The sequence below is a fragment of the Cellulomonas sp. Marseille-Q8402 genome (genome assembly GCF_965119525.1).
This window is the reverse complement of record NZ_CBCPLX010000001.1, coordinates 1,248,768-1,266,131: the sequence shown is the minus strand read 5'-3', so window position 1 is coordinate 1,266,131 and position 17,364 is coordinate 1,248,768. Positions and strand designations below refer to the sequence as shown.

The 17,364-nt window shown below is 75.2% G+C and carries 17 protein-coding genes; 3 read left to right on the top strand and 14 right to left on the bottom strand.

The features are described from left to right. The 9 genes from ACWPWW_RS05800 to ACWPWW_RS05760 all read right to left on the bottom strand — a co-directional run bounded on the left by ACWPWW_RS05800 (window position 1) and on the right by ACWPWW_RS05760 (window position 9,179). Window positions 1–1,257 carry a pyridoxal-phosphate dependent enzyme gene (locus ACWPWW_RS05800; RefSeq protein ID WP_454049386.1) on the bottom strand — a complete coding sequence of 419 codons (1,257 nt, stop codon included), beginning with the start codon at window positions 1,255–1,257 and terminating at the stop codon, window positions 1–3. Further along, complete coding sequence (locus tag ACWPWW_RS05795; protein ID WP_454049385.1) at window positions 1,254–2,447, bottom strand: M24 family metallopeptidase; 1,194 nt, start codon at window positions 2,445–2,447, stop codon at window positions 1,254–1,256. The genes ACWPWW_RS05800 and ACWPWW_RS05795 overlap by 4 nt, the downstream gene beginning before the upstream one ends. Further along, window positions 2,444–3,493 (bottom strand): LLM class flavin-dependent oxidoreductase, encoded by a 1,050-nt coding sequence (locus tag ACWPWW_RS05790; RefSeq protein ID WP_454049384.1) that lies wholly within the window; start codon window positions 3,491–3,493, stop codon window positions 2,444–2,446. The genes ACWPWW_RS05795 and ACWPWW_RS05790 overlap by 4 nt, the downstream gene beginning before the upstream one ends. Next, window positions 3,490–4,308 (bottom strand): ABC transporter ATP-binding protein, encoded by an 819-nt coding sequence (locus ACWPWW_RS05785; protein WP_454049383.1) that lies wholly within the window; start codon window positions 4,306–4,308, stop codon window positions 3,490–3,492. Before ACWPWW_RS05785 ends, ACWPWW_RS05790 begins: the two co-directional genes overlap by 4 nt. After that, window positions 4,295–5,095, bottom strand: coding sequence for an ABC transporter ATP-binding protein (locus ACWPWW_RS05780; RefSeq protein WP_454049382.1), 801 nt, complete (start codon window positions 5,093–5,095; stop codon window positions 4,295–4,297). The genes ACWPWW_RS05785 and ACWPWW_RS05780 overlap by 14 nt, the downstream gene beginning before the upstream one ends. Continuing rightward, window positions 5,092–5,973, bottom strand: coding sequence for an ABC transporter permease (locus ACWPWW_RS05775; protein ID WP_454049381.1), 882 nt, complete (start codon window positions 5,971–5,973; stop codon window positions 5,092–5,094). Before ACWPWW_RS05775 ends, ACWPWW_RS05780 begins: the two co-directional genes overlap by 4 nt. Further along, complete coding sequence (locus ACWPWW_RS05770) at window positions 5,970–6,992, bottom strand: ABC transporter permease (protein ID WP_454049380.1); 1,023 nt, start codon at window positions 6,990–6,992, stop codon at window positions 5,970–5,972. Before ACWPWW_RS05770 ends, ACWPWW_RS05775 begins: the two co-directional genes overlap by 4 nt. Before the next feature lie 124 nt (window positions 6,993–7,116). Then, window positions 7,117–8,754: an ABC transporter substrate-binding protein gene (locus tag ACWPWW_RS05765; RefSeq protein WP_454049379.1), complete on the bottom strand. Its 1,638-nt coding sequence runs from the start codon at window positions 8,752–8,754 to the stop codon at window positions 7,117–7,119. 206 nt (window positions 8,755–8,960) lie between these two features. Next, window positions 8,961–9,179: a hypothetical protein gene (locus tag ACWPWW_RS05760; RefSeq protein ID WP_454050406.1), complete on the bottom strand. Its 219-nt coding sequence runs from the start codon at window positions 9,177–9,179 to the stop codon at window positions 8,961–8,963. Between the two features lie 80 nt (window positions 9,180–9,259). Here ACWPWW_RS05760 and ACWPWW_RS05755 point away from each other — a divergent pair, with 80 nt between their 5' ends. Further along, window positions 9,260–9,988, top strand: coding sequence for a hypothetical protein (locus ACWPWW_RS05755; protein ID WP_454049378.1), 729 nt, complete (start codon window positions 9,260–9,262; stop codon window positions 9,986–9,988). Window positions 9,989–10,050: 62 nt separating this feature from the next. Here ACWPWW_RS05755 and ACWPWW_RS05750 read toward each other — a convergent pair whose 3' ends face one another. Continuing rightward, window positions 10,051–11,040 (bottom strand): stage II sporulation protein M, encoded by a 990-nt coding sequence (locus tag ACWPWW_RS05750; protein WP_454049377.1) that lies wholly within the window; start codon window positions 11,038–11,040, stop codon window positions 10,051–10,053. 38 nt (window positions 11,041–11,078) lie between these two features. On the opposite strand from ACWPWW_RS05750, the gene ACWPWW_RS05745 reads away from it, so the two are divergent. Next, complete coding sequence (locus ACWPWW_RS05745) at window positions 11,079–11,936, top strand: RDD family protein (protein ID WP_454049376.1); 858 nt, start codon at window positions 11,079–11,081, stop codon at window positions 11,934–11,936. Here the strand turns inward: ACWPWW_RS05745 and ACWPWW_RS05740 are convergent. Together ACWPWW_RS05740 and ACWPWW_RS05735 are read right to left on the bottom strand one after the other, a co-directional pair. After that, the gene (locus ACWPWW_RS05740; protein WP_454049375.1) at window positions 11,890–12,228 is read right to left on the bottom strand and encodes a hypothetical protein; all 339 of its coding nucleotides are present in this window, start codon (window positions 12,226–12,228) and stop codon (window positions 11,890–11,892) included. The genes ACWPWW_RS05745 and ACWPWW_RS05740 overlap by 47 nt on opposite strands. Window positions 12,229–12,404: 176 nt before the next feature. Continuing rightward, a complete protein-coding gene (locus ACWPWW_RS05735; protein ID WP_454049374.1) occupies window positions 12,405–12,869 on the bottom strand; it encodes a MarR family winged helix-turn-helix transcriptional regulator in 465 nt (154 codons plus the stop codon). Window positions 12,870–12,937: 68 nt separating this feature from the next. Between ACWPWW_RS05735 and ACWPWW_RS05730 the strand changes: the two genes are divergently transcribed. After that, a complete protein-coding gene (locus tag ACWPWW_RS05730; RefSeq protein ID WP_454049373.1) occupies window positions 12,938–14,830 on the top strand; it encodes an ABC transporter ATP-binding protein in 1,893 nt (630 codons plus the stop codon). Window positions 14,831–14,854: 24 nt separating this feature from the next. Here the strand turns inward: ACWPWW_RS05730 and ACWPWW_RS05725 are convergent, their stop codons facing one another. Both ACWPWW_RS05725 and ACWPWW_RS05720 read right to left on the bottom strand, forming a co-directional pair. Next, window positions 14,855–16,027, bottom strand: a complete 1,173-nt coding sequence (locus ACWPWW_RS05725) for a winged helix DNA-binding domain-containing protein (protein WP_454049372.1) — start codon at window positions 16,025–16,027, stop codon at window positions 14,855–14,857. A gap of 36 nt (window positions 16,028–16,063) precedes the next feature. Continuing rightward, window positions 16,064–17,356 carry a DUF58 domain-containing protein gene (locus tag ACWPWW_RS05720; protein ID WP_454049371.1) on the bottom strand — a complete coding sequence of 431 codons (1,293 nt, stop codon included), beginning with the start codon at window positions 17,354–17,356 and terminating at the stop codon, window positions 16,064–16,066. Window positions 17,357–17,364: the final 8 nt, after the last annotated feature.

Here is a 17,364-nt window from a genome sequence, read left to right as displayed (position 1 = left end):
TCAGGCGGTCGCCGCGTCGAACGCGGCCAGGGTCGGCGCGATGACGGGCACGGGTGCGAGGCGCGCGGCGGTGGCGCCGACGTCCTTCAGCCCGGTCGACGTCCCGAGCAGCACCACGGTGTCGTCCCCCGCGACGACGCCCCGCTGCACCAGCGACGGCAGCACCGCGTAGGTGATGACGGACGACGCCTCGAGGTACAGCCCCTCGGTCGACGCCAGCGTGGCCTGCGCGCGCATCACCTGCTCGTCGTCGGCCGTCGCGGCGGCGCCGCCGGTGGTCCGCAGCGCGTCCCACGCCTGCCACGTGGCCATCGACGACCCGATCGAGAACGCGACGGTCGGGCCCGACGGCACCGTGGCACCGGGGACGAACCCGTCGCGCAGCGCGGCCTCGTGCGGCCCGAACGGCTCGGCGGCGACCATCCGCGGCACCCGGTCGGCCAGCCCGAGGGCCACCAGGTCCTGGAAGCCGCGCACCATGCCCGCGGCCCCGTCGCCGTACGCCACCGGCGCGACGACGACGTCCGGCACCCGGCCCCCGAGCTGCTCGAGCAGCTCGTAGGCGATGGTCTTGTAGCCGTCGACCCCGAACGGGTTGGATCCCGACGGCGGGCTGAGGTAACCCGACACCGGCACCCACCCGCGCTCCTCGACGCCGGCGCGCATCACGACCCACCGGTCGCGGGGGTCGTCGAAAGCGACGACGTCCGCGCCGTAGGACTGCATCAGCGTCTTCATCGTCTCGGGCACCGACGCCACGGTGAGCACCACGCAGCGCAGCCCGGCGCGGGCGGCGTACGCAGCGGTGGCGGCGCCGTGGTTGCCGGTCGACGCGACCACCACCGTGTCGTGGCCCTGCTGCACGGCCTTGGTGACGGCGACCGCGGCGAGCCGGTCCTTGTACGACCAGGTCGGGTTGCGGGACTCGTCCTTGACCAGCAGCGAGCCCAGGCCGACGGCCGCGCCCGCGCGCGGCACCGGGACGAGGGGCGTCCCGCCCTCGCCCAGCGACACGAGCGGCCCGGCGGGGTCGACCGGTAGCAGGGAGGCGAACCGGAACACGCCCGGCCCGCTGCCCGGTGCCGGCAGCGCGGCGACGCCGGTCAGGTCGTAGACGGGGGAGGCGTACGCGTGCACGCCGGTGGCGAGCGCCGGCGCCGACGGCAGGTAGGCGTCGGCCTCGGCGACCGTCGCGCCGGTCACGCCGTCGCGCAGCACACCGGAGTAGGCGGACGTGATCGGGGGGGCGGTGGTCATGCGGGCACCTCCGTCAGGCCGCGGGCCAGCGTGGTGAGGGGCTGCACGCCGTCGGTGGTGACCACCAGCGCGTCCTCGACCATCATCCCGCCCCAGCCGAGCTCGTAGTACGGGGTCTCGAAGCAGAAGGTCATGCCCTCCTCGAGCGGCACGTCCTCCCCGGGCCGGACGATCGGCGCCTCGTACACGTCCAGGCCGATGCCGTGCCCGCAGTGCTGCCGCCGGTACGGGGCGAGGCCGCCGCGCTCCGTGACGTCGACGGCGAGGTCGAACAGCGACACCGCCGAGACACCGGGGCGGGCCGCCGCGAGCTGGGCGTCCAGCCCCGCGAGGATCGCGTCGTACCGGCGGGCCTGCAGGTCCGTCGGGGCGCCGACGACAGCGGTGCGGCCGATGTCCGACCAGTAGCCGTCCAGCAGGCAGCCGACGTCGAACCGCAGCAGGTCGCCGGCGGCGAGCGGCCGGTCGGTGGCGACGGCGTCCGCCAGCGCGGAGCGCGGGCCGGTGGTGACGACGGTGAACTTGGGCAGGCCACCGCCGTCCACCATCGTGCGGGCGACCACGCGGGCCAGCTCGGCCTCGGTGACCCCCGGCCGCGCCACGGCGAGCGCCGCGACGATTCCGGCCTCCGCGAGTCGCGCCGACCGCGCGAGCAGCGCGACCTCGCCCGGCAGCTTCCGGGCGCGGACGCCCGCCAGCCAGGCGCTCGCGTCGACCCAGGTGACGTCGGGCAGCGCGGCGGCGAGCGCGGCCCGCAGCGGGGCGGGGCACGCGGCGTCGTCCAGGCCGAGGGTCGCGGCCGCCACCCCGGCGCGGCGCACCGCGGCGGCGATCGCCTCGACCGCCCCGGGGTGCTCGTCGACCAGGCGGGTCGCGGTGGCCGCCGAGCCGGCGGACTCGAAGTAGAACCGGCCGAACGCGACGAAGTCGTCCTCCCCGATGCCGGCGTCGAACGCGGGCGCCGAGTCGGCGACCGGCCCGGCGAGCACCGTGCGCGTCCCGGTGACGACCGCGGCCACGGACGACGTGCCGTGCACGGCGCCGGACATCGACCGGTAGCCGGTGGCGTAGTCGACGTTCGCGGTGGACAGCGCCACGACGGCGTCGAACGGCGCGTCGGCCAGGTGCGCCAGCAGTCGCGCGGACCGCTCGGCGACCAGCGTCGCGTGCGGGGTGGGGATGAGCGTCACAGTGCGGCTCCAGCGGTGGTGGGGGCGGCGTCGGGGGTGCCGGCGTTGACCGGGGCGATGACCTCCTCGGCGAACTGCGCCATCTGGTCGAGCGTCTCCTCGACGGTGTTGCAGGCGAACAGCAGCGCGGACAGCGTGGTGACGCCGGCCTCGGCGTAGGCGTGCACCTGGTCCTGGATCTGCGCGGTGGAGCCGACCAGGTTGCGCGCGGCGAACCCGTCCTGCTGGCCCTTGAGCGTCGACGCCGACAGCGACCGCATGTGCTGGTGCAGCTGCGTGGTCTCGAACCGGGCCATGGCGTCGGCCTCGGACGCGCCCATCGCGACGGACAGCTGGGGCGCGACGTCGAAGTCCGCGGGCAGCTCGCGCCCGATGGCCTCGGCCTCCTGCCGGATGTCCGCGAGCCCCGCGGCGACCTCGGCCGGGCTGAGCACGGCGGGCAGCCAGCCGGAGCCGTAGCGGGCCGCGCGCTGCTTCGACCCCACGGCGTTGCCGCCGGACAGGATCGGCAGCGGGGTCTGCACCGGCTTCGGGTACGACTCGACGTCGGTGAACTGGATGAACTCGCCCTGGTAGGACGACCGCCGGTCCCGCAGCAGCGTCTCCAGCGAGGCGAGGAACTCGTCGGCCTGCCGACCGCGGTGCAGGGTGTTGCCGGGCCACATCGCGTCGGTCTCCTCGCGGTACGCGCCGATCCCGACGCCGAGGACGAACCGGCCGCCCGACAGCTGGTCGAGGGTCGCGGCCTGCTTCGCCGCGACCACGGGGTGCCGGAACGCCATCACGGTGATCGCCGTCGCCAGCCGCAGCCGGGTGGTGCGGGCGGCGACGTACGACAGGTACAGGTAGGGGTCGTAGAACCGCGGCGGGGCGTCGAACTCCGCGCGCACGTACTGCTGGGTGGTCACGTGGTCGTTGCCCCACACCGAGTCGAAGCCGAGCCGTTCCGCCTCGACGGCGATCTGCACCGCCTGCGCGGGGTCGGCGTAGGGCACGGGGTACATCAGCCCCTCGGTGCCGGTGGGGACGCCCAGTCCGAACTTCATCGTGCGATCTCCTCGTCGTGGGGGGTGGTGGCAGGGAGCCGGCGCGCCCGCCGGCGCGGGTCCGCGACCGGCACGGCGGCCAGCAGCGCGCGGGTGTAGTCCTCGCGGGGCGTGTCCAGCACGGCGGTCGTCCCGCCGCGCTCGACCACCAGCCCCTGGTGCATCACGACCACCTCGTCGGCGATCTGCCGGACGACCGAGATGTCGTGCGTGATGAACAGGTAGGCGGCCTGCGTGGTCTCCTGCAGGTCCCGCAGCAGCGCGACCACCCGGCCCCGCACCGACTGGTCCAGCCCGGAGGTCGGCTCGTCGAGCACGACCAGGTCCGGGCCCGGGGCCAGCGCCCGGGCGATCGCCACCCGCTGCTGCTGGCCGCCGGACAGCTCGCCCGGCAGCCGGCCGCGCATCGCCACCGGCAGGCCGACCAGGTCCAGGAGCTCGTCCACGCGGGCGCTCGCGGCCGCGCCGCGGGTCCCCGACAGCCGGGCGAGCGGCTCGCGCAGGATCTTCTCGACGCTCCACCGCGGGTCCAGCGACTGGAACGGGTGCTGGAACACCATCTGCACCGACCGGCGGCGCTCGCGGTCCCAGGACCCGGCCAGCAGGTCGAACCCGCCGAACGTCGCGGTGCCCGACGTCGCGCCGTGCAGGCCCGCGACCACCCGGCCGAGCGTCGACTTGCCCGAGCCCGACTCGCCGACCAGCGCGACCGTGCGGGCCGTGTCCAGGTCCAGGTCGACGCCGCGCAGGGCGTGCACCGTCCGGCCCCGGCCGGTGAACGTCTTCGTGACGTCCCGGAGCTCAAGCAGCGCCATCGGTGGCCTCCTCGCCCGCGGTGACCAGGTACCGCGTGTACTCGTGCGCCGGGGACCCGAACAGCTCGACGACGCCGGTCGTCTCGACCAGGTCGCCGCGGTACAGCACCGCGACGCGGTCGCACACCTCGGCGACCACCCCGAGGTCGTGGGTGATCAGCAGGACGCCGCACCCGGTCTCGTCCGCCAGCTCCGCGATCAGCGCGAGGATCTGCGCCTGCACCGTGACGTCCAGCGCGGTCGTCGGCTCGTCGGCGATCAGCAGGGCCGGCCGGCAGGCCAGCGCCATCGCGATCATCACGCGCTGGCACATGCCGCCCGAGAGCTGGTGGGGGTAGGACCGACCGACCCGGGCCGGCTCGGCGATGTGCACCCGCGCGAGCAGCCGCTCGGCCTCCGCGCGGGCCTGCTTCGCGTCGGCCCCGGGCCCGTCCGCCTGGTGCAGCCGCACCATCCGGGCGATCTGGTCGCCGACCCGCATCAGCGGGTTCAGCGAGTCCTTGGGGTTCTGGAAGATCATCGCGAACCGGTGCGCCACCGACCGCCGGGTGGTCGCGGTCGCGTCGGCGCCGTCGACCAGCACGCGGCCGCCGGTCACCGCGATGCCGTCGGGCAGCACGCCCATCACGGCGAGCGACGTCATCGACTTGCCCGAGCCGGACTCGCCGACCAGGCCGACGATCTCCCCGGGCCCGACGGTCAGGCTGACGTCCCGCAGCAGCGAGGTCCCGGTGCGGGACACCTCGACGGAGAGCCCCTGCAGCTCGAGGACGGGGGTGCGGGTCATCGGTCGCCTCCGAGGTCGTCGCCCACGAAGTGCAGGCCCATCACCGTCACCGCGATCAGCAGGCCGGGGAAGAAGGCCGTCCACCACTGGCCGGTCAGCATGTTCTGCGCGCCCTCGGCGACCATCACGCCCCACTCGGGCGTCGGGGCGTGGATGCCGATGCCCAGGTAGGCCAGGCCCGCGACGTTGAGGATCGAGTAGCCGCAGACCAGCGTGAACTGCACGGCGGCGGGCCGCAGCGAGTTGGGCAGCACGTGGCCGAACGCGATCCGTGCCCAGCCGGCGCCGGACACCCGGGCGCCGTCCACGTACTCCAGCTCCCGCTGCGCCAGCGCCTCGGCACGGACCAGCCGGACGAACGGCGGCACCGCGGCCACCGCCAGCGCGAGCGCCAGCTTCGGGGTGCTCTCGCCGATGGCGAGCAGCAGGATCATCGCGAGGACGAAGCCCGGGAACGACATCAGCACGTCGACGCAGCGCATGACCACGTCGTCCGCCCGGCCGCCGAGGTAGCCGGACACGACGCCGAGGGCCGAGCCGACCACCATCGCCATCAGGGCGACGCTGACGCCGAGCAGCAGGTCCAGCCGGATGGCGTGCACCGCCCGGGCGAAGACGTCCCGGCCGTAGAAGTCGGTGCCGAACCAGTGCGCGCCCGACGGGGCCTGCAGCGCGTTCGACGGCTCGACCGCGAGCGGGTCGGCGACCAGGAACGGGCCGACGACGCCGACCACGACCAGCACGGCGAGGACGCCGAGGCCGGTCCAGAGGAACGGGCGCGGACGCCGGGTGCGGTCCCGGACGGCGGACGCGCTGCCGGTGGGCGCCGCGGGTGCTGCTGCGGCGGCCGTGCTGGTGGTCAGGGGCTGGCCGGTCATGCGCGGGCACCTCCGAGCCGGATGCGGGGGTCGATCAGGCCGTAGGCGAGGTCGATGAGGACGTTGAGCGCGATGTAGACGATCCCGATGACGATCGCGTAGCCCTGCAGGATCTCCAGGTCGTTGGCGCGCACGGCGTCGTACGCGAGCCGGCCCATGCCGGGCCAGGAGAACAGCTGCTCGACGATGACGTTGCCGCCCAGGAGGAAGCTGAACACCAGGCCGAGCGACGTGAGGATCTGCAGCATCGCGTTGCGCATCTGGTCCCGCCAGAGCACGGTCCGCGGGGCGACCCCGAACGCGCGGGCGGTCCGGACGTAGCCGGTGCCGGCGGTCGCGATCAGCGCGGAGCGCACCATCTTGACCACGGCCGCCGACGCGCCGATGCCCAGCGTCAGCGCCGGCAGCACCAGGTAGCGCAGCGCCTGTCCCGCGGTGGCCGGGTCGCCCGCCAGCAGCGCGTCGAGCACGTACATCCCGGTGACCTCCGGCGGTGGCGGGGTCCCCACCGGCAGGCGGCCGATCGGCCCGGGCAGCAGGTGCCAGAGGGAGAAGAAGCCGTAGATCAGCAGGAGGCCGAGCCAGAACGGCGCCATCGACGAGCCGAGCACCGCGTACACGCGCCCGGCGGCGTCGGCGGCCCGGCCACGGTGCGCGGCAGCCAGCACGCCGACGGGGACGCCGATCAGGACCGCGACCAGCAGGGCGGCCAGCGCCAGCTCGATCGTCGCGGGGAACCGGGCGACGAGCTCGGTGGCGACGTCGCGGCCGGTCGACACGGCCTGGCCGAGGTCGCCCTGGGCCAGCCGGACCAGGTAGTCCTTCAGCTGCACCAGCAGCGGGTCGTCGAGGCCGTACGACGCGCGGAGCGCGGCGACGTCCTCCGGGCTGGCCTCGGGGCCGAGCCGGGCGGCCGCCGCGTCACCGGGCAGGATGCGCGTGACGAGGAAGACGACCAGCACCAGCCCGAGGACCGTCAGCGCCGAGGTGCCGAGGCGGCGCAGGACGTAGCGGGTCACGTCAGGGGGCTCCTTGGGGGTCGGGGTGGGTGTGAAGGGCGCCGGCACCGACGGCGGCGTCGCGCAGGGGTGCCGCGGCGGCCGGCACCGGCGCCCGTCTCACACCGGACTGCTCAGCGCGGGCTCACTCCTTGGTGAGGTACTGGAGCCGCAGCTGCTCGGTGTTGTCCTTGGTCAGCCCGGACACGCCGTCCCGGACCACGAACGTCCAGTTGGGGTTGTAGACCGGGATGAACGGCATGTCGTCGTAGATGACCTGCTGGGCCTCGGCCGAGATCTCCGCGCGGGTCGCCTCGTCGGCGGTCGCGGCGCCCTCCTGGAGCAGCGCGTCCAGGTCGGCGTTCGCGTAGGACGTGAAGTTGGTGCCCGCGGCAGACCCGGCCAGGTAGTACATCTGGTAGAACGGGTCGGCTCCCCAGCCCAGGAAGTTGTTCAGGTACATCGGCAGCGATCGGGCGCTCGTCTGGGTCGTGAAGTCCGCGTCCGTCAGGGGCTTGACGTCGATGTCGACGCCGATCTCCTTGAGGTTGGCCTGCACGAGCACCGCCGCCGCGGCCTCGACCGCGTTCGACTGCTTGTAGTAGAGCGTCGAGCTGAACCCGTCGGGCAGCCCGGCGTCCGCGAGCAGGTCCCGCGCGGCGTCGAGGTCCTCCTCGAACGTGCCGGCGTCGTCGGAGTGCGTGGCCATCGAGGCCGGCACCACGCCCGTCGAGGCGTTGGCGTACCCGAACAGCACCTGGTCGACCAGGTCCTCGTAGGGCACCGCCTTCGCGACGGCCTGCCGGACCAGCGGGTCGTCGAAAGGCGCCTCGCTGGTGTTGAAGCCCAGGTACTCCAGGCGGTTCGAGGCCTCGGACACGACGGTCAGGCCGTCCTCGTCCTCCATCGCCTGCACCTGGTCCAGCGGGATGCCCTGCGCCAGGTCGATCTCGCCCGAGCGGAGCAGCAGCGCGCGCTGCGACGGGTCCGAGACGAACTGGATCGTCACGCCGGCGTTCGCGATCTTGTCCTGGTCGTAGTAGTGCTCGTTCGGCTCCAGCACGAGCTGCTGCGTCGGGTCGTAGGACGCGACCGTGTACGGGCCCGAGGAGTTCGCGTTCTCGCGGAAGTACGCGCCGGCCCACGGGTCGTCGGCGGTCGCGTTCGCCTCGCCGGTGGCCTGCGAGAAGACGCCCAGCGGCTGCATCGCCTCCATCTTGGCCAGCAGCGGACTGGCGAAGGTGCTGGTCACGACGACCGTGGCGTCGTCGGGGGCGGTCACGCTCTCCGGCGTCGCAACGCCCGCGAACGGCAGCAGCGCCTTCACGTAGCCGGGGCCGAGCAGGCTGCGCTGGTAGCTCCACACCACGTCCTGCGCCGTCAGCGGCGTGCCGTCCGCGAACGCCAGCCCCTCGCGCAGGTGGAACGTGGTGGTCAGGCCGTCCGCGGAGACGTCCCACGACTCGGCCAGGGCGCCCTCCATCTCGGTCGTGCCGGTGCGCACCAGGCCGTCGGTGTCGTACGTCTGCTCGATCAGCTGCTCGACGAGCGAGCCCGTCGCAACCATCGCGGCCGGGGTGCGCCACGCCTGGGCGTCCAGCAGGTCGACGGAGCTGTCCAGGCTGATCACGAGCGGCTGCGCTGCGCCGGAGGCGGATCCGGTCGCGTCGGTGCCGGCGGTGTCGTCACCCGCACCGCACGCGGTGAGGGCGAGCACGGCAGCGACGACGGCGGCGGCGGACGCGGTCGTCGTGCGGCGCCGGCGGGGGAGGTGTCGCTTCACGGGGGCTCCTTGCACGGTCGGTGAGGGTGCGGGCCCGACCGGCCACGACGGCTCCGGGGAGGTCCGCGCCGTCGGGGAGCGGCGCGGTGCCGCGCCGGGAACAGCCTCGCCGCGACCCGGAGTCCCGGGCATCGGCTGCCGGGCCAAACCGCGCGGCCCCGGGTTGTCGTGCGTCCCGAGGGCCCCCGCCGCCGGGTCCGGCCCGGTCACGAGGGTAGGCAGACCACTGTTTCGGGCCCGGGCGCCTGCCGGAAACCTCGGCGTAACCCGATGACCACGCCGGCGTCACGTGGGGGCAGGTGCACTCCGCGCCCGAGCACATGACCGACCCGCATCCGCGCCGCCACCTCGATCCGCTCGACGCCGTCCAGGACGAGCAGGCGCAGGCGACGGTGGAAGTCGATCAGTCGAGCGACCTCGGCGATCGACGTGCCGGGCCGGACACCCGGCCGCGGTGCCGACCGGTCCCAGCGACCTCCCAGGTCCGCGTGCTGGGCTGGGTCCCGTGCTGCACGACGACGCCCACCACCCCGACGACTCCTGGCAGGTCCGGCGTGCCGGCCTGGTCGACGTCAACCGCATCGCGCGGATGATCGGCGAGCACCGCCCGTTCATCGACCTGGACGGCGACGGCGAGCCCGACGAGGTCCCGCACCCGGAGCACGCCGGCACGGCCACCCGCCTCGTGCTGAGCCTGGGCGGGCTGGAGCACGGGGAGCTGTGGTTCGCCGAGCAGGGCGACGACGTCGTCGCGGTGGCGTTCTGGCTGCCGCCGGACGCCGAGCACCTGGCGCAGGACCTGCACCGCGTGATCGGCCGGGAGCTGGACGTCGTCCCGGAGCGCGACCCCGAGCCGGCGCACGCGCCGCTGCGGTCGATCGTCGGCGCGACGGCTCAGACGCTGTCGCTCATGCGCGGTTCGGACGCCGAGCGCGTGCTGGTCCTGCTGTCGGACGACGGCCGGGTGGCGGGGGAGCGGCGCGAGGTACTGCTGGCCGACGTGCTGGCCCCGGTGGTGGCCGAGCAGGCCGCGGCGGGCCGGGGCGTGCTGGCCGTGACCGTCGACCCCGCGCAGGTCACCGACCTGGCGGCGCTGGGGTTCGGCGAGCTGCAGCAGACCCCGCTCGGCGCGGCCTCCCTCTGGCTCGGCGAGCTGCGCCCCGCCGGCGTCCTGGTCCCGGATCGGGCCACCGCGAGGTCGTCACACCCGCACGAGGTCGTCCCGCAGGGCTGACGACCTCGGGCACACCTGACGACCTCGCCGACGTCGCCCTGCGACGGGTCCGCGGGGGAGGGTCAGGCCGCGATCGCGACGGCGTAGCCCGCGGCGTCCTCGGCGAGGTCGCCGGTCTCGCCCTCGGCGACGGCGCGGCGGCCGAGCACGATCGTGTAGGTCCAGAACGCGGCGAGCGCGAGGGCGCCGATGACGATCTTCAGCCACCAGAGCAGGTCCGAGCCCGTCACGAAGCCCTCGACCAGGCCGGACAGCGCCAGCGCGCCCACCAGCCCGATCGCCACCGTGATGAGGGCGCGGCCCTCCTCGGCGAGCGCGCGCGACCGCGGCCGGCCCTGCGGGTCGACCCAGGTCCAGAACAGCCGCAGACCCGCCGCGCCGGCGACGAAGATCGCGGTCAGCTCGAGCAGCCCGTGCGGCGCGATGAGCTGGAAGAACACGTCGAGGCTGCCGTGGGCGGCCATCATCCCGCCGGTGGCGCCGACGTTCACCGCGTTGTTGGCGAGCACGTACAGCGGGCCGACGCCGGAGATGCCCAGGCCGACGCAGAGCGCCGCCACCCACGCGTTGTTCGTCCACACGACCGCCGCGAACCCGGCGCCCGGGTCGTAGTAGGACGCGAACGCCTCGTCGACGTACGCCTGGCGCTCGGTGGGCGTGCCCATCGCCGCCAGGGCGTCGGCGTCCGTCGCGACGTACCAGCCGGCGACGGTCCCGATCGCGAGGAACGCGACCATGACCCCGACCGTCCACCAGCGGATCCGGTACAGGGCGGCGGGCAGCGAGACCACGACGAACCGGCGCACGTCGCGCCAGGCCGGCTCGTGGGTTCCGGCGATCCGGGCGCGGGCCCGGGCGAGCAGCTGCGAGAGCTGCTGCACCGTGTCGGGGTCCGGCGCGGACGAGCGGACGGTCGACAGGTCCGTCGCCACCGACTGGTAGAGCCGCACCATCTCGTCCGCCTCGGCCCCGTCCAGACCCCGGCGCCGCGACAGCTCGTCGAGGCGCGCCCACGAGGTCTGCCGCACGGCGGAGAAGGCGTCGAGGTCCACGGCCGATACCCTGCCACACGAGGCCCGGCTCGCACCGGGTGACCTGGGGCGGGACCGCGACGGAGGTGGACGTGCAGGACGAGGGCATCGTCATCGGCGAGGGCGTGCTGCTGGACGCGCGACCGACGTCCTTCGCGAGCCGGCTGGCCGGCGCGCTGATCGACGTGATCGTCCTCGGCGTCGTGGCGGTCGGCCTCGCGTGGCTGATCACCCGGTTCGTCACCGTCGCGCCCAGCGCGGACGTCCAGCAGATCACGTTCGTCGTGCTGATGGTGACGATCCTCGTGGTCGTGCCGACGACGGTCGACACGCTGACCCGCGGCCGCTCGCTCGGCAAGCTCGCCGTCGGCATCAGGGTGGTCCGGGACGACGGCGGCCCGATCCGGTTCCGGCAGGCCCTGGTGCGCGCGCTCGTCGGCATCCTCGAGCTCTGGCTGACGCTCGGCTCCGTCGCGCTGATCACCTCGCTGGTCAACCCGCAGGGCAAGCGCCTCGGCGACCTGATGGCCGGCACCTACGCGGTGCGGGTCCGCGGGCAGCGGGCACCGCAGGTGGTCGTCGTGATGCCGCCGTTCCTGGCCGGCTGGGCGCAGTCCGCCGACGTCGCGCGGCTGCCCGACGGGCTCGCGCTGCAGGTGCGGCAGTTCCTCGGCCGCGCGGGCCGGCTCAACCCGGGCTCGCGGTACGCGCTCGGCCAGCGGCTGGCCGGTGACGTGGCGCGCTACGTCGCGCCGGGCCCGCCCGCCGGTACGCACCCCGAGGCGTTCCTCGCGGCCGTGCTGGCCACCCGCCGGGACCGGGAGTACGCGGCGACGACCCGCGCCGCGGAGCGGTCGGCGGCCGAGGCGGTCACGCTGCACCGTCTGCCGCACGGGGTGCCGGACCCGGCGCGCTGACGCGCGGGTCCTGCGTCAGGTCCCCCTCGGGGTCCCCGTGCTCCTCCGGGGACGTCGGGACCGGGCCGTCGTGCGGCAGCGTCGACAGCGCCGGCCACGGACGCCGGCCCAGCAGGTCGTCCTGCAGCGAGCCGAGCGCGTGCGCCTCGGGCCGCAGGCTGTGGGCCAGGGTGCTGCCCCGGCGCCGCGCCAGCACCGTCGCAGTCGCTGCGCTCGCGCCCAGCGCGCCCACGACGCCGACGTAGATCCCGGGAAGGACCCGCTCGGCCGTGCCCCGGGGCAACAGCAGCACCGCGGACCACCCGACGCACGTGAGCGCACCGAGCCCGACCGGAACCGTCACGATCTTCCGCATGGCGCACGTCCGTCCTGCTCGCGGTCCCGGGCGCGGATGGCGGCGGCTGCGGTGCGTCCGACCTCCAGGCAAGCACGTCGCCGCAGCAGCCGTCGAGCCCCACTTCCGGCGGGTCAGGACGCCGGGCAGCCGCCGGCCGAGGCCGGATCCGGGTCGTCCACCAGCCGGTGCAGCAGCCGCAGCAGGTCGTCCCGCTCGCCCGGCTCCAGGCGGCCCAGCAGCTCCTCGGCGTGCCGTCGCCGCTGCCGGTCGGCCTCGGTGAGCACCGCCCGGCCGTCGTCGGTGAGGGCGACCAGGGTGGCGCGGCGGTCCGTCGGGTCCGGGCGCCGCTCGACCAGGGCGACGCGCTCCAGGTCGTCGACCAGCGACGTGACGGAGCGCGGCACCACGTCGAGCGCCGTGGCGAGCGCCGTCTGCCGCTGCGGCTCACCGGCGCGCGCGAGGACCCGCAGCAGGCGGTGCCGGGACGGGGTGAGGTCGACCTGCTCCCGCACGTCGCGGCGCATCGTGTGCAGCGCGCGGCGCAGCAGCCAGAACAGCTCGTCGCCCGGGTGGGCCGGCGGGGTGACGGGAGTCATGCGGCCAGGATAGCGAACCTGGCACATAGAGAGGTACCCTCTCTAAAGTCCATCCCCAGGGAGGCCCCATGTCCATGCACGGACCGCAGGGCGGGGGCGGCGGCCGGGCCATGTACCGGTCGTTCCGCCTCGACCCGACCGTCGCGCAGCGGCGCATCAGCCGCGAGGTGCTGCGCCGGATCCTCACCTTCGCCCGGCCCTACCGCCGGCTCATCACGATCTTCCTCGTCCTCGTCGCGGTCGACGCGGGCATCGGCGCCGCGACCCCGCTGCTGTACGCGCGGATCATCGACCACGGCATCGCGCAGGGCCGCACCGGCGTGGTGCTCGGCCTGGCCGGCGTGGTCGCGCTGCTCGCCCTCGCGACCGCGGGCCTGACGCTGGCCTCGCGCTGGCTGTCCTCGCGCATCGGCGAGGGGCTGATCCTCGACCTGCGGACGCAGGTGTTCGACCACGTCCAGCGGATGCCGCTGGCGTTCTTCTCCCGCACCCAGACCGGCGCGCTCGTGCAGCGGCTGAACGGCGACGTCCTCGGCGCGCAGCAGGCGTTCACCTCCACGCTGTCCAACGTCGTGTCGAACGTCCTGACCGTCGTGCTGGTGATCGCGGCGATGCTGTCGCTGTCCTGGCAGATCACGCTGATCTCGCTGGTGCTGCTGCCGGTGTTCGTGCTGCCGGTCCGCGCGATGGGCCGGCGGCTCGCCGCGGTGACGGCCGAGTCGTACGGGCTGAACGCCGAGATGGGCCAGACGATGACCGAGCGGTTCAACGTCGCCGGCGCCCAGCTGGTCAAGCTGTACGGCCGTGCCGACGACGAGACCACGGTCTTCGCCGGCCGCGCCGCCCGCGTGCGGGACATCGGCATCACCAGCGCGATGTACTCCGCGGTGTTCCGGGTGGGGCTGACGCTGGTCGCCGCGGTGGCCGTCGCGATCGTCTACGGGCTCGGCGGCGTGCTCGCCATCCAGGGCTCGCTGACCGTCGGCGTCGTCGTGGCCCTGACCTCGTACCTGACCCGCCTCTACGGCCCGATCACGGCGCTGTCCAACGTGCAGGTCGACGTCATGACGACGCTCGTGTCGTTCGAGCGCGTGCTGGAGGTCCTGGACCTGAAGCCCACCGTGGCGGACGCGCCCGACGCCCGGCCGCTGCCCGACGACCTCCCGCGCACGGCGAGCGTCGAGCTCGACGACGTGACGTTCCGGTACCCGGCCGCGTCCGAGGTGTCGCTCGCGTCGCTCGAGTCCGTCGCCCGGCTGCAGACGGAGGTGCCCGGCACCACGCTCGAGCACGTCTCGTTCACCGTGCCGCACGGGCACCTCGTGGCCCTGGTGGGGCCGTCGGGCGCCGGCAAGACGACCATCGCCCAGGTGGTCGCCCGGCTGTACGACGTGACGGGTGGCGCCGTGCGCGTCGCCGGCCAGGACGTCCGCGAGGTGTCGCAGGACAGCCTCCGTGACGCCATCGGCATCGTCACCCAGGACGCGCACCTGTTCCACGACACGATCCGCGCCAACCTGCTCTACGCGCGGCCCGGTGCGTCCGACGACGACCTCGAGCAGGCGCTGCGCCGGGCCCAGATCTGGGACCTCGTCACGCGGCTGCCCGACGGCGTGGACACCGTGGTGGGTGACCGCGGGTACCGGCTCAGCGGCGGCGAGCGCCAGCGGCTGGCCATCGCCCGGCTGCTGCTCAAGGCACCGCCGATCGTGATCCTCGACGAGGCCACCGCGCACCTCGACTCCGAGTCCGAGGCCGCCGTGCAGCGCGCGCTCGGCGAGGCGCTCGAGGGCCGGACGGCGATCGTCATCGCGCACCGGCTCTCGACGATCCGGGAGGCCGACTCGATCGTGGTCCTCGAACGCGGCCGGGTGGTCGAGCAGGGCACCCACGAGGAGCTCCTGGCGGCCGGCGGCCTCTACGCGGAGCTCTACGAGACCCAGTACGCCTCGGCGGCCTGACCGGCCTCCGGGACCGGGCCCGGCTCAGGGGGCGGCGAGCTCGACCGCGTGCTCGGCGGCGTCGTCCGCGGCGAACCGGACGAGGAGCTCGGCCTCGGCGAGCACCGCCGCACGGTCGGCGCGGGTCCAGGGGCGCAGCGGGGTGACCGTGAGGCGCGCGAGCTCCCGCCTCCCGCTCGACCCCGCCGGGCGGGGGAGCCGCTCGCGCCGGATCGCCCAGGTGCCGGCGACGGTGCCGTCGACGAGCACCGTGCCCGGCGGCATGCCGTTGCGGCTGGCCAGCGCCGGCCGGACCTCGGGCGGGATCACGCGGCTGCGGTCGGCGTGCCCGAGCAGCATGTTCTCGAAGTCGGGCAGCAGCCGCACCGGCGCGGGCGCGTCCTCGGGCGGGCGCGGTGCGTCCGGGAGGTCGAGCAGCACCCGCGACCGCCCGGTGGGCGGGTCGGTGTGCACGACCTCGACCAGCTCGGGCCGGAGGCGGTCGACCACCGTCGACAACCGGGTCAGGCCGGACCACTGCTGCACGTCGGCGACGGTCGCCGGGCCGTAGGCGGCGAGGTAGCGGCGGACCAGGTCGGCGAGCACGACGTCGGGGTCGGGAGCGGGGCTCGGGCCGGGCCCGAACCACTGCTCCGCGGTCGTCCACGTCGTCGCGAGGCTCCGGCCCCACACGCCGCGCGGGGTGACCTGCACCAGCGGGAGCAGTCCCCGCGCGCCCTGCGCGAGCGCCCTCGGGTCGAGGTCGGGCCAGGTCGCCGACAGCCGCGCGCCGAGCTCGCCGGCGGTCAGCGCCCGGTCCGCCAGCGCGTCGCGGGCGGCTGCCTGCAGGTCGTCCAGGTCGAGGCGGCGCAGCGTCGGCGCCCACTGGACCCCTGCCGAGAGGTGCCGGCGCAGCGTCGGCGCGAGCACCGGCCAGAGCCGCCGGGCGTCGTCGGCGGTCACGAGGTGCACGGTGTCCCGTAGGAGGGCGAGCCGGCCGACGCGGCGGTCCAGCACGGCGTCGGCGAGGTCCGCGTGCGCGAAGCCCGCCACCCGCGCGTGCAGGGCCAGGTACGCCGACGACGGGTTCTGCGACTGCAGCGCGACGAGGTGCGCCACGACGTCCACCGCCGGGGCCGGGGCGCGCTCGAGCAGGTGCTGCCGCGCCAGCAGCGCACGGCCGAGCCCGCGGGTGGTGCTGGCGACGTCGCTGCTCACGCGGCCCACGGTAGGGCCTCGCACCCACAGGCAGGGCTACAGCCGGCCCGCGGCCTTCAGCGCCAGGTAGGTGTCCGCGAGCCGTGGCGCGAGGTCCTCCGGCAGCGCGTCGACGACCTCGACGCCGTGGGTGCGCAGCCGCTGGGCCACGGCCGACCGCTCGAGCTCGGTGCGCTCCGCCGCGGCGGCGTCGAACAGCGCGGCCACGTCCCCGCGCCCCGCCCGCAGCTCCTCGACCTCGGGGTCGCGCACGGAGGCGAGCACCACCTGGTGCCGCGACGTCAGCCGGTCGACGACGCCCAGCAGGCCGTGCTCGACGGCGGCGGGCTCCAGCGCGGAGAGCAGCACGACCAGGGCCCGTTGCGACAGCCGCTCCTGCACCTGCGCCACGATGCCGGGCCAGTCGGCCTCGACCAGCGACGGCTCGACGCCGGCGAGCGCGTCGGCGACCGCCGGCATGAGCCGCGGCCCCGAGACGCCGGCGACCCGCGCCCGCACCGTGCGGTCGTAGGCCAGCAGCTCGACGCGGTCACCGGCGCGCGACGCCAGCGCCGCGAGCAGCAGCGCGGCCTCGACCGAGGCGTCCAGCCGCGGCTCCTCGCCGGTGCGCGCCGCGGAGGTCCGCGAGGTGTCGACGACGAGCAGCACCCGCCGGTCCCGCTCGGGGCGCCAGGTGCGGACCACGACGTCGGCGCGGCGGGCGCTGGCGCGCCAGTCGATCGACCGGACGTCGTCGCCGATCACGTACTCGCGGAGCGAGTCGAACTCGGTGCCCGCGCCGCGGACCTGCACGGCGGCGCGGCCGTCCATCTCCCGGAGCCGGGCGAGCCGGCTGGGCAGGTGCCGGCGCGACGCGAACGCCGGCAGCACCCGCTGCGTGCCGGGCACGGTGAGCGACGCCTGGCGCCCGGCGAGGCCGAGCGGCCCGAGCGCGCGGATCGTGACCCGGTCGGCGTGCAGGTCGCCGCGCCGGGAGGGGCGCAGGGGGGTGTCGAACCGGCGCGACTCCCCGGGCGGCAGGTCGACCCGGTGCCGGTTCTGCGTGGCGTTCGCCGAGGGCTGCCACGCGTCCCGCACCAGGCCGCGCAGCCGTCGCCGCCCGGTGTGCGTGAGCGTGAGCCGCGACCGCCCCGGCTCGTGCAGGCGGACCGGCCCGGTGGTCTCCCGGCGGATCGCCACCGCGCGCGGCGAGGCCGCCAGGGCGGCGTCCAGCACGCACAGCGCGACGCAGAGCAGCGCCCAGACCAGCACGGTGCCGGGCACCGGCACGAGCAGCACCGCCGGGACGCCGAGCGCGGTCAGGACGACCGCGCGCCAGGTGATCGCCACGCCCGACC

Bases quoted from the DNA above. Each gene is read 5' to 3' on its own strand.
- ACWPWW_RS05735 (WP_454049374.1), bottom strand. From the start codon at position 12,869: ATGACTCCCGTCACCCCGCCGGCCCACCCGGGCGACGAGCTGTTCTGG.
- ACWPWW_RS05800 (WP_454049386.1), bottom strand. From the start codon at position 1,257: ATGACCACCGCCCCCCCGATCACGTCCGCCTACTCCGGTGTGCTGCGC.
- ACWPWW_RS05730 (WP_454049373.1), top strand. From the start codon at position 12,938: ATGTCCATGCACGGACCGCAGGGCGGGGGCGGCGGCCGGGCCATGTAC.
- ACWPWW_RS05775 (WP_454049381.1), bottom strand. From the start codon at position 5,973: ATGACCGGCCAGCCCCTGACCACCAGCACGGCCGCCGCAGCAGCACCC.
- ACWPWW_RS05780 (WP_454049382.1), bottom strand. From the start codon at position 5,095: ATGACCCGCACCCCCGTCCTCGAGCTGCAGGGGCTCTCCGTCGAGGTG.
- ACWPWW_RS05785 (WP_454049383.1), bottom strand. From the start codon at position 4,308: ATGGCGCTGCTTGAGCTCCGGGACGTCACGAAGACGTTCACCGGCCGG.
- ACWPWW_RS05790 (WP_454049384.1), bottom strand. From the start codon at position 3,493: ATGAAGTTCGGACTGGGCGTCCCCACCGGCACCGAGGGGCTGATGTAC.